Here is an 11,793-nt window from a genome sequence, read left to right as displayed (position 1 = left end):
AAAATTATCCCTATTTCCAACCATCCCCTCATAAGAGAGTTCTCCATACCCCTCCCCCATTTTTTAACTTTAAACTGCAATATATCTATTACATATAATTCCTTTAATTATAATATTTACAGAAAATTAAAACAATAGATGTGACACCTATTGTTTTAAATCTTCAAATGGAATTTTTTATATTAATATTTAAAATTCTTATAAAAATATATTAGTTCTATAAGAATTTCATTTTATTAAGAAATTGTTTGTAGTTTTCTAAACTCTGGTGTTTTTAAGATATCACTATATGCTCCGCTTTGCATCACTTTACCAGACTTCATAAGAATGACTTCATCAAATTGTTCAAGCTGCTCTTGCGATAACTTATGGGTTACCATGATTACAGTTTTATCTTTCATATTCATTAAAGTATTCTGTAAAACTTCTGTTGTGTTCACATCCATTGCTGAAAAAGACTCGTCCATAATGCATATCGGGGTATCTGCACTAAGCATACGTACAATATTTACTATTTGCTTTTCTCCTCCACTTAATTGTTGACAATTCTCCTTATATTTTATATTTTTTAGTATATTTAAATTTAAATTATCCACAATTTCACTAATTTTAGTGTTGTTATATGAGGAAAATACTGAAGCATTGTTTATAAAATTATCTGCAAATATATGCTCACTTTGATTTACACAACATATTATACTTGAAGTATCTAATGAATTTAAATTCTCACCATCAATATAAATATTTCCACTATCTAACTCTCTATACTTCATAAGAGCATTTACTATGGTTGATTTACCAGACCCACTATGTCCAACTAAGGCATATTTTTTACCCTTTTCAAATCGATAAGAAAAATCACTGATTGAAAAATCTCCATAATCAATGCTAATATTTTTAAATTCTATATGTGAATTAAATTCTCCCTTATCTACTTTGTTAGAAGGTTCATTTTCATTGATATATGTAAACACTTTAGATTTTACATGCTTTAAAGAGCTTATAGTATTTATGTCTCTTAAAATTTCATCTATAGGATTAATAAAACATTGAATATATCCAAATGTAGCAATACCTGTTCCTATAGTAATTTCATTTTTAAAAAATAGAATTCCTACTGCAATAAAACTAAATATACCAATAATATCTATAGCAAATCCGTTTACCTTAAGTGTAACAACTTTAAACTTTCCGTATTCATATCTCTTATCTGCTGTTTCTTTAATAATTTTATCATGCTCTTTACATATATTATTTCGTGTCCTATTGTCGATTAATTTAAAACCTTCAAAGAAATCTTTTATACAAGACACATATCGTCCCACTTGAACTAAGTATTCATTACGACGTTTAGCTAATGTTTTTGCAGTGATTTTAGGTACAAATACTGATACAAGAGATGATAAAAATATAACTAACGCAATTCTAAAATCTACAAATACAAACATTATTACACTATAAATAATAAGCATATTTATAGATTGAACAATTGAAATTAATGGCTGAAGATAATCCTGTTCTAGCGCAGTAATATCATTACCTTGCATAGATATATATTCACCAATATCTCTTTGAGAAAATCTTTTATAACTATATCTAGATATTGATTGAAAAAAATCTTTTTTTAATTCCGTTTCAAAGATTATAGACCTTTTCCAAGCACATCTTTCTGATACGTATAAAAATATTAAACCCAAAATCATAAAAATAAAATACAAAAGTGAAAGCTTTAAGACCCATCCAATCCCCTCATTTAAAGCATTATCAAACAATAGTTTCTGCATATATGGAACTATTGCAATTGTTAATGTATAAAGTGCATCAAATATAATTCCTATCAAAATGTACCATTTAATTTTATTAATATATTTTTTCATTATAACCCCTCCCCCTTAATACTTGTACAATTGACAATGGACGATTGACAATGGACAATTATGGTTGAAATTACTTTTTAACAAAGTAATTTCTTTAATTATTTCTTTTACTAGCGATTATATCGCTAGCTACTCTGTGGAGAACACTGTTCTCCGCTACAATTAGTCAATTCTAAATTTCTCAGTTACTACTGAGAAATATCCGTAATTGTCAATTGTCCATAGTCAATTTTCCATTGATTAAAATTATACTAGTAGCACTCTCTTTATTCACTTTCGCAAATGGTTCTATATAGAATTTGGTTTTTTATTTATCTTCCACATAAATAGAACCAGCAGAACTATAAAGCTCTGCTGGTTTTATTCTTAGCTACTTAACTTTTCACTTTTTAGTATTCTTCTTATGCTGCTTTCAGAAAGATAATATTCCTCACATAGTTCCTCTATGCTAAATCCATATGTGAATTTCTTATATATCTCAACATTCCTATCCTTTAAAATACTTTTTATTCCGCTCTTCTCTCCCCAAGACTTCTCATTACCTTTTTTTCTAGGTATATATAAATATTCACCATCTATATAATTTTGGATAATTTCTATTACATACTCTGGTAAAATACTTTCTGCTTTAACATATTTCACTTCTATGCACTCCTTTTAATCCACAATATAACTATGAATTAAGTGCAAAGACTACTATATGTTAAGCCTATTTTATCTACTATAATCTAAATTACTCTAAGCAAAGTTGTAGACTTAACATTAAAATAGTCTCTGCTTAGAGCTACTTATACTATTTAATGTAAACTTTAAGTTGTCCATTTTATTCACCTCACTATTTTTATTTATATAATTAGAAAGTATATATTAAACCATTCTATAATACCCTTGATTTTCCTTCTCTTGAAATCATGTTGTAAGTGAAAAACCACAGACTTTCCCATATACAATATAATTAGTGTTTTTTAAACTTAAGTTCTTATTATGCTTCCACACAAAAGTAGCTAGTAAAACTCAATATATTTTACTAGCTGCTTTTGTATTAGGTTCCACAATATGTTCTGTATGAACAACTTGATGGTTCAGGTAATGTAGAATAATAATCCTGTTCTTTAGAGTGATCATAAGGTTTTGAAAGTGCATCTAAAAGCCGTTCCATCACACTATAATCACCTTGCTCTACTGCAGCTTTTAGTGCTTCTTCTACCCTGTGATTACGTGGAATTACTGCTGGATTACTACTTTTCATAAGCTCCTTTGAGGAGGCTTTTGATTCCTCTTGTCTTGTTAATCGCTCCTGCCATAACTTATACCACTCATCAAATTCCACTTTTCCAAACAGTACTGTATCCTCTATGTTATCAAAAGTTAATGCACGGAAGGTATTAGTATAGTCTGCACCATACTCTTGCATTATACTTAGAAGTCCTTCAATTAGAGACTCATCCTCAGGCTCTTCGTTAAATATACCAAGCTTTGCTCTCATTCCAGAAAGCCAATTGCGCTTATACAACGTAGGAAAATCCGAGATTGCGCTCTGTGCTAACTTGAGAGCTTCCTCCTGATTAGTATGTAGCAATGGTAATAGTGTTTCAGCAAACCTTGCAAGATTCCACGCCCCAATATTAGGTTGATTACCATAAGCATATCTACCATGAATATCAATAGAACTAAATACAGTTGCAGGGTCATAGACATCCATAAAGGCACAAGGACCATAATCAATTGTTTCTCCGCTAATTGTCATATTATCAGTGTTCATCACTCCATGGATAAAACCAACCAGTTGCCATTTTGCAATAAGCTCAGCTTGATTTTTAATTACTTCTTGAAGCAAGAAAAGATAACGGTTTTCTTTATCATCTGCTTCTTTAAAATGTCTTTGTAAAGTATAATCAGCTAATGCTCTAAGTTCTTCAACTGTACCCCATTTTGAAGCATATTGAAATGTACCAACACGTATATGGCTGGCAGCTACTCGAGTTAGTATTGCACCAGGTAACCTAGTTTCCCTTATTATTGACTCTCCTGTTGTAACTACAGCTAGGCTACGGGTGGTAGCAATACCCAGTGCATTCATTGCCTCACTTATAATGTATTCTCTTAACATTGGACCTAGTGCTGCTTTACCATCGCCTCTTCGTGAATATGGAGTTTCACCTGAACCTTTAAGTTGAATATCAAATCGCTCACCTAGTGGAGTGATATATTCTCCTATGAGTAAAGCTCTTCCATCACCTAACATGGCAAAATGCCCAAATTGATGTCCTGCATATGCTTGTGCAAGAGGTGTAGCACCTTCTGGAATCTTGTTTCCTGCAAACACATCTACTCCATCAGCACTTTCAAGTCCCTTAGCATTTAATCCTAAAGAAGCTATTAACGGATAATTCAATGTAACTAATTTTGGTGAAGGTACCTGGCTTGGGCTCTGTCTAGTAAAAAATATTTCTGGAAGGTGAGCATAACTATTGTCCAAGTTCAAACCTGTTTCTATTACTACTTCCCTTTCTTTCATACTATCCTCCTTTTCCGCTTCTCTTTTTTATAGCCTTTTTATTACATGAAACAAAAATCATAGCTTCTATGATTTTTGAATATAAACCTCTATAATACTTAACTCCTTTTAGTTTGTACTTATAAGATTTTTATTATTCTCCCTATANNGTGTTTTATTATTCTCCCTATATTTCTCTTTAACTTCTAAATCTTTAAAGTTGAAATTAATTTTTTACTAGCAATGTATTGCTTATTCTTTATTAATAAATGTTTACGTCAATTCAAAAATAAATAATTTCAAATTCCTATTATATTCTTTTATAAATATTATTTATTATAAATGTTTGATAATTTCTTAATACGACGGATAAGCTCTCTTCGCACATTTTCAGGGCCTAAGCATTCACATTTATCTCCAAACCCTAGCAAAATATTGTATCCTAAGTCATCTTCTACAAATGGAAATTCAACTATAAATTGATCATTGCCATAAGGCTTAATATTTTCTTCCCCACAACGTTCAACCATTTGCTCTCTAAGAGACCAATCAACTAAAAGTTTAATTGTGATAAGTCTTTTATCTATCCAGCCTGTTCCATCCAACGGTTTTCCGTGAAATTCTCGTGGTGTAAATGTAGAATCTGAAACTTGAAGATTTGAAATTCTAGATAGTTTAAAAGTGCGAAAATCATTCCTCAAAGTGCAGTAACCTTGTAAATACCAATTTCCTTCTTTTAATATTAATTTATAAGGTTCAATGCAGCGATTATTTTTTTCTCTATTCCCACTATAATATTCAAATAATAGATACTTACTGTCATTTAGAGCTTTTTTTATTTTTTCAAGGTTGGGTTGAAAATTTTTATTTCCCATCCATGTGGTGAGATCTATAGCTATTTGCTTTGCTTTTAATTCAATATCCTTAAATTGTTCTTTTGGAAGTAAGCTTTTTACTTTTTCTAGCGTACCTATAATTTCTTTATGAGATAGCGTTGTCGAAATACTTCCAAGTCCCATTAAAAGTGTTGAAATATCTGAAGTAGTAAAAAATTTTTTATCTACTTTATATTCAGGTATTATGCTAATACCACCATTAACACCGTTGTGAGTAATAATTGGTATACCTGCTAAAGATATTGCTTCTATATCCCTATATATAGTTCTAGGTGTAACCTCAAACATTTCAGCAAGTTTTGTTGCACTGATTCTTTCACAATTTAGTAATATCATAACTATGGACATTAATCTATCTATTTTCAATTGTATCGCTCCTTAAAATCATATATACACTAATTTTAAAAACATGACATAATGGTGTCAAGTTTTGCATGATATATTAAAACTATAGAAGGTATTCTATAAAATAATAAACTTATAAGAGGAGGAATATAGATGGATTTTTTACAAGAATTTAATAGAATTATGACAGAACAAGGTGAGATAGCTTTAGCAACTTGCGTAAACAATATCCCAAATGTTAGGATTGTAAATTTCTATTATGATACTAAAAAGAAAGGGATAGTGTATTTTTCAACCTTTAAAGATAATCAAAAGGTAGAGGAATTTTCGAAAAACAATATAGTAGCATTTACTACTGTTCCACCTAAGGGTAATGAACACGTTCGAGTTACTGAGGCAATAATTCAAAAAAGTAATTTAACAATATATGATTTAAAAGATGGATTTGCTAAAAAAATTCCTGATTATGAAATGACAATAGAGCAAGTTGGAGATCAGTTGGATCTTTATGAAATTCATTTTAGAGAAGCTGTAGTGACACTAGATTTCACTCACTCTAGTAACATAATTCTATAATCTCAAAAAACTGCCCTACTAACTTTTACAGATAGTGGGGCAATTGTTTTATTAATTAATTAATTTACTATAGACAAATGACAGATTTTTATTTGAAATAGATCTTTATCCTAAATTAATAAAGTTAGTACATAAACAACTCTGTATCATTTATAATCTTGTATAAGGCATCTGAAAATAAATAATAAGTCAAAGTTGGGAAGTATATTTTGAGTTAGACAAGGAAACAGGTTCCACAGATAGTAGAACACGCAGTATAATACAAAATAGACGAGCATTCTGACTTATTTATTTTTTGAAGATGCCTAAATAANNGCTTTTATACAAATATCTCTTTTATTGTTTATCTTTTTAATAATCTATATTCTCTTATTATTCTTCTTATACTACTTTCAGAAAGATAGTAGCTATTAGCCAGCTCTTTAACTGAGACTCCTAAAAGAAATTTATCATATATTTCTATATTTCTTTTAACTAACTCATTTTTAAAACCACTATCTTCTCCCCAAGATTTTTTATTATCATCTTTTTTCGGTATATATAAATATATTCCATCAACATACTGTTGCAGTTGCTCTATAATATCATTTGGTAATATATTTTGTGCATTTTCATATTTCATATTTTTGCTCCTATTCACTATTATTAATGTAAATACTGATGCAAAAACTGCACAAAACTATTTTGATAAACTGTCAATTTCTAAAATAGCTCCTAACAAAATATGTTCTGTACTCTACAGTTTTTGCTCGGAGCTTAATACAATTACTAAATGATCTGTACTATACATATATGTCCCCCCTCAATAAAAAACTTACTAATTAGCAGTCTTCCTTAAAATATTATAAACAAAACTCATCCTCTAAAAACTTAATAGTTTCTGATATTCTCTTTTTGTTTAGCTTATAAAACACCTTATTATCTTGTTTAGATATTTCAACTAAATTTAATAAAAGTAAATTATTCATATGATATGAAACGCTAGCATTTGAAATATTAAATTTCTCAGCTATCTCTTGTCCATACCTCTTATCATCTAATATATATTTCATAATGCCAAATCTTGTTTTATCACAGAGATTTTTAAGGATTTTAAGATATGTTTCCATACAATCATTTTGATTAATAATCTCCTTATGATAAGGTCCCACTACTAGATAGCAATTTTCCGTATTGCACCTTAATGTGAAGTAGATTAAATAACTATCAAAATAGGAACTAGCTATATATATTTTTTTAAAGTCTTTTAAACTGATAAAATTATTTGTATATTCCTTGATAAATTCAATTCCTGTAGAATTAATTCCTTTTGTTATATAGCTATTAATTTCATTAATAAACTTACTTTGCTTCTTGTATAACTTATTAAATGTAGGAATATGATCTTTGATTAAAATGATAAATTCCTGTTTATATTTCTCAATATTATCTATAAAGCAGTAAAGGTCCCATTTTGATGACTTATCAATATCAAGTTCTTTGATAAAATTTAAAATATCTTCTTTGCTGTCTGCAATCTTTTCTATATACTCATCATTATTTTTAAGTTTGTCATCTATCAACGTCTTTACTAACATTGTTTTTAATGCATGTTCGCTTATATTTTCAATAGAGCTAATATATTCTTCAATAGATTTGCTTCCCCATATTTTTTCAAAAATCATAAAAGCTCTAAAGATTTTTGATTCATTGTCGAAAAAGAAATCCATTTGTTCTTTCTTGTCATTATGCATTTCATTTATATAGTAATATTCCTCTTTAAGTTCTTTTTTTAATGTTATTCCAAAGATACTTATATGCTTTTCAAGTATGTGTACATTCCACCCAAGATAAAGACTAGTAAATAAACTATAAATCTCCCCTGCCTTGGGGCTAAAAATTATCTCCATCTTTTTTCCTCCATTATTATTTGATAATACTATATTAATTTCTTAAACTACTACTAAAAATTATATATTACAAACTCTTTTTCGCATAGATGAACCTTATATAGATGCAGCACTCCTAAATTTAGTCTATCTCTGAAAATAATTAACACTTGCTGGTATCATCCATAAAACTACTAAATTCAAAATTCACAATTTCGGATATTTCTCAGTGGTAACTGATAAATTTAGAATTAATTAACTGTAGCGGAGAACAGTGTTCTCCATAAACCCTAAACCATATCAATATAATTTTAGTTGTAACATTTGATAATGCTATATATTCAAAGAATAACTGGCGAACACTGTTCGCCCCTACAATGAAACACTAGCAAATGTAGTCTCTCCATAGTACTAGCTAAATTTATTAGTATTGTTCCGACCTATACTGCACCTCAGGGGAACCCTAACGGGCTTCACTACTGTTCCCCAGAGGTGGAAAACTAACAATTTGAGAGCTTAGAATATACCCTGGGAAATAATTTCTCTTAAAAATTAAGAATTAATAAGTAAAAATATAAAAATTTAAGATAAAATTTATACTTTTTCGCATCAAATTACATATGGTATTTTTATAGCAGTCGTAAAAATAACTTCAATCTATTGTTTCTATTAGTTTTCTTATAGATTGAGGTGCTATCACTATTTTTTGTTATTATCTTAAAAACTCCTCACCATAAAAGTTATAAATTTCTAGGAGTTTAATCAATAAATCTTAAAGATACTTTTTAAACCACATTACTGCTTGCTCCATCATTCCCGTAGTTGTTTGATGATCTATCTTCTCTTCCTCAATAAACTGAAACTTTTCTGGATTTTCAGCATATAATGGCAGCATTTCATTGAAAAATACCCTTTGACTTTCAATTGATACTGAAGTATCCTCTGTGCCGTGCAATATTAAAATAGCTCTTTCTTTCAATTTATCTCCATTATTCATAGGGTCGTAGTATTCTATCAATTTTTTATTCTCTTCACTAACTTGAGGCATAGAATTTACTTTAATGGAATGCTGCCATGCAAAGCTCCCATTAAATCCAACAAGGCATTTTATATTAGGGTTATCAACAAAAACCCCACCAGCAGTAATTGCTCCCATGGAATTACCAGTAATTCCAATTCTTTTTGGATCAGCTTCATGATCATTTATAATTGACTCTATAAATTTTTTAGATTCCTCAACACTTTGAAGTACTATTTTCCACAAATATCTTTCAAAATTTTGAGGATTATCGTAGTCAATTGGATTTCTCTCTCCATGATGTAAGGCATCTGGCACAATCACTTGATACCCATTAGTAGCAAATATTAATGCTTTAAATCTTATGAAGTCTTTGCTTGAGTGCCATCCATGATAAAAAATCACTGTTGGCATCAATCCTATATACCCCTTTGGTTTAAATTTTAAACAAGGAATTCCATTAATCTCTTCTCTTGTAATGGTAATAAAACTATTCTCATAATTAAAAATTGACCAAGGCATTCTCATATCCCCCTTATTATCTATCATTGAATTTAATGTATTAGATGCATATTAAAAGTCATTTTAAAATTTCATCTAAACATATTGTAATTTACTCATACTTCATTGTCAATATTTACAAATTAAAAATTTATAAAAGGTAATTCATTATAAAAATTTTTCTTAAAATTAATTTCTTATTAACTAAATGCTTCTATTCCAATAGAAAGATGGTTTTATATTTTCCGAAATTGCAAGCTCAATAGACTAAATCCTATAAAAAAATTGGATACTAATCAGCACCCAATTAATCTAAAATTAATTTTATTTATTTATTTTAATAATAAATTCCTCTCCTACTTGTTTGAAATCATTACTCATTTTTCCACTCTCTTTAGGAAAAGCTACTGCATAAGGTGTAAGGGTTAACGTCTTTGCATCATTTGAAGTTTTTGATCCCCTCATTATCCCTTTCCCAGAGGATTCTGTTGTAATATTAAACTTAATTTTATTTCCTAAATCATCTTTTCCTCTTAATTCAATATCATATGCCTCTCTTTTACCTTCTACTGAATAATAAATTTTTTGTCCTACTGCATTACTAGTATATTTTTCCAATATTATTTTATTGCCATCTTCTAATTTAAAGTCATAATCTATATTACTCTCTGCTGTCTCTATAGCTAACTGATCTCCATTAGTTTTAAATTCAAATGTCCATGGTCCTTTTCTTTTCTCTACTCCATCAATATATGCATTTACATATTTTATTTTTATGCTTAAATCACCCTTTGGAATTTCTTTATCTAAATGATAGGATCTTATACTCTCCGTAGTATAATCATCTATTCGATTATCTTCCCCAATTGCTCCACTAGACATATTCTTACCATTTATATAAATATACTCTGATGTATATATTGTCCTAGCTTCCTCCAATTTAGTACCTGATTTTAAGGTGGTGGAAACAATTAATTCATCCTTATCTAAGATAACTTCATTTAATTGAATTGTTACTCCATCTTTAGTTATAGTCTTACCAACTACAGTTTTATAATCTGATAAATCTTTATTAATTCCTAAATAATTGCCTATATCAGATGCCATTAATTTTATGTTTGCCAGTGCTTCATTTCCAATATTAGTTCCAAACAATGTAACCGCTAGTACCCCTGCAGCTATTGCTACTGCAACTCCTTTATTTTTCCTATTCCTATCTTTACGAATAGTTTTCTTAAATTTGTTTTTAATTCTTCTCTTTTCAATATCATTAAAGCCTTCTTTTTCTAATTCTTCTACGTTTATTGAGCTATCATTCAACATATCATATATATTTTTTTTCATAATACTATCCTCTACTTTCTACAATTTTGAATAGTTTTTTTATTTTCATTTTTCCTCTAGATACTCTGTTGTAAATTACATCTTTTTTTAGTCCTGTTTCCTTACTTACCTCATTCATATCTTTTTCTTCCACATATAATTTAATGAAAAGCTGTATATCTTCTTTCTTTAAACAACTTAATAATTCTTCTAAGTCCTCATTTAATTCCTTTGAGGTAAGTTCTTTATGAGCAGAATCTTCTACACTGATATTTAAATCTTCTATATTGTCATATTCCAATTTTTTTAAATATCTTCTCTTATAGTCAATAGCTTTATACTTTGCAACTCCAGCTAACCAGTTCTTAAATTCACTTCTACTTTCATCAAAACTATCTATGTTATTCCAAATGGCTAAAAGTATATCATTTATACATTCTTCCTGGTGACTCTCTAAGTTGTACAAATGCTTTCTTACTGTAGCCTTAATAATCCATCCATAGTTGTCTAGAACATATTCTAGGGCTTCTTCGTTTTTCATCCTTAACTGATTTATGAAGTTTTTATTAGAAATTCTCATTTTTTACTCCTTCTTTTAAACAAGCTTGTTTTTTACCTTACACTATATACTTCGCTTCAATTAAGATTAATTCTATCAAAATAATAAATTTTTTAAATAAAAAAAATTACTGGATAGCAGCTATCCAGTAATTTTTCAATTAATCTTATTCTGTGATTTCCATTGATTCTGTTTTATCTTCTACATTCTCTTCTACATTCTCTTCTACTTTATCTTCTTTTTTCTCTTCCATTTTATCCTTCACATTTTCTTCTATAAGATTCTTTCCATTATCTTCTTTAATGTTTTTACTTTTATCTATTTTGAATTTCA

General features: G+C 28.8%; 10 protein-coding genes. 1 reads left to right on the top strand and 9 read right to left on the bottom strand.

The features are described from left to right. Positions 1-236: 236 nt before the first annotated feature. From B2W91_RS07180 to B2W91_RS07165, 4 genes are all read right to left on the bottom strand, one after another. Positions 237-1,877: an ATP-binding cassette domain-containing protein gene (locus tag B2W91_RS07180; RefSeq protein ID WP_291579714.1), complete on the bottom strand. Its 1,641-nt coding sequence runs from the start codon at positions 1,875-1,877 to the stop codon at positions 237-239. Positions 1,878-2,243: 366 nt separating this feature from the next. Beyond that, complete coding sequence (locus B2W91_RS07175; RefSeq protein ID WP_291579713.1) at positions 2,244-2,519, bottom strand: CD3324 family protein; 276 nt, start codon at positions 2,517-2,519, stop codon at positions 2,244-2,246. Between the two features lie 400 nt (positions 2,520-2,919). Next, complete coding sequence (locus B2W91_RS07170; protein ID WP_291579712.1) at positions 2,920-4,395, bottom strand: protein adenylyltransferase SelO; 1,476 nt, start codon at positions 4,393-4,395, stop codon at positions 2,920-2,922. 308 nt (positions 4,396-4,703) lie between these two features. Next, the gene (locus tag B2W91_RS07165) at positions 4,704-5,636 is read right to left on the bottom strand and encodes a helix-turn-helix transcriptional regulator (protein WP_291579711.1); all 933 of its coding nucleotides are present in this window, start codon (positions 5,634-5,636) and stop codon (positions 4,704-4,706) included. 132 nt (positions 5,637-5,768) lie between these two features. Between B2W91_RS07165 and B2W91_RS07160 the strand changes: the two genes are divergently transcribed. Continuing rightward, entirely contained in the window at positions 5,769-6,191 is a 423-nt protein-coding gene (locus B2W91_RS07160; protein ID WP_291579710.1) for a pyridoxamine 5'-phosphate oxidase family protein, read from the top strand. 343 nt (positions 6,192-6,534) lie between these two features. Here the strand turns inward: B2W91_RS07160 and B2W91_RS07155 are convergent, their stop codons facing one another. From B2W91_RS07155 to B2W91_RS07135, 5 genes are all read right to left on the bottom strand, one after another. After that, on the bottom strand, positions 6,535-6,813 hold the full coding sequence (locus B2W91_RS07155) for a CD3324 family protein (RefSeq protein ID WP_291579709.1): 279 nt from the start codon (positions 6,811-6,813) through the stop codon (positions 6,535-6,537). 220 nt (positions 6,814-7,033) lie between these two features. Next, complete coding sequence (locus tag B2W91_RS07150; protein ID WP_291579708.1) at positions 7,034-8,080, bottom strand: ArsR/SmtB family transcription factor; 1,047 nt, start codon at positions 8,078-8,080, stop codon at positions 7,034-7,036. A gap of 751 nt (positions 8,081-8,831) precedes the next feature. Then, positions 8,832-9,599 (bottom strand): serine aminopeptidase domain-containing protein, encoded by a 768-nt coding sequence (locus B2W91_RS07145; RefSeq protein ID WP_291579707.1) that lies wholly within the window; start codon positions 9,597-9,599, stop codon positions 8,832-8,834. 303 nt (positions 9,600-9,902) lie between these two features. After that, complete coding sequence (locus tag B2W91_RS07140; protein WP_291579706.1) at positions 9,903-10,922, bottom strand: DUF4179 domain-containing protein; 1,020 nt, start codon at positions 10,920-10,922, stop codon at positions 9,903-9,905. Positions 10,923-10,926: 4 nt separating this feature from the next. Then, the gene (locus tag B2W91_RS07135; RefSeq protein WP_291579705.1) at positions 10,927-11,481 is read right to left on the bottom strand and encodes a sigma-70 family RNA polymerase sigma factor; all 555 of its coding nucleotides are present in this window, start codon (positions 11,479-11,481) and stop codon (positions 10,927-10,929) included. Positions 11,482-11,793 lie beyond the last annotated feature (312 nt).

The sequence above is a fragment of the Clostridium sp. UBA6640 genome (assembly GCF_002455975.1).
In the GTDB taxonomy this organism is placed as follows: Bacteria; Bacillota; Clostridia; order Clostridiales; family Clostridiaceae; genus Clostridium_J.
This window is presented reverse-complemented; position numbering and strand designations above follow the sequence as displayed.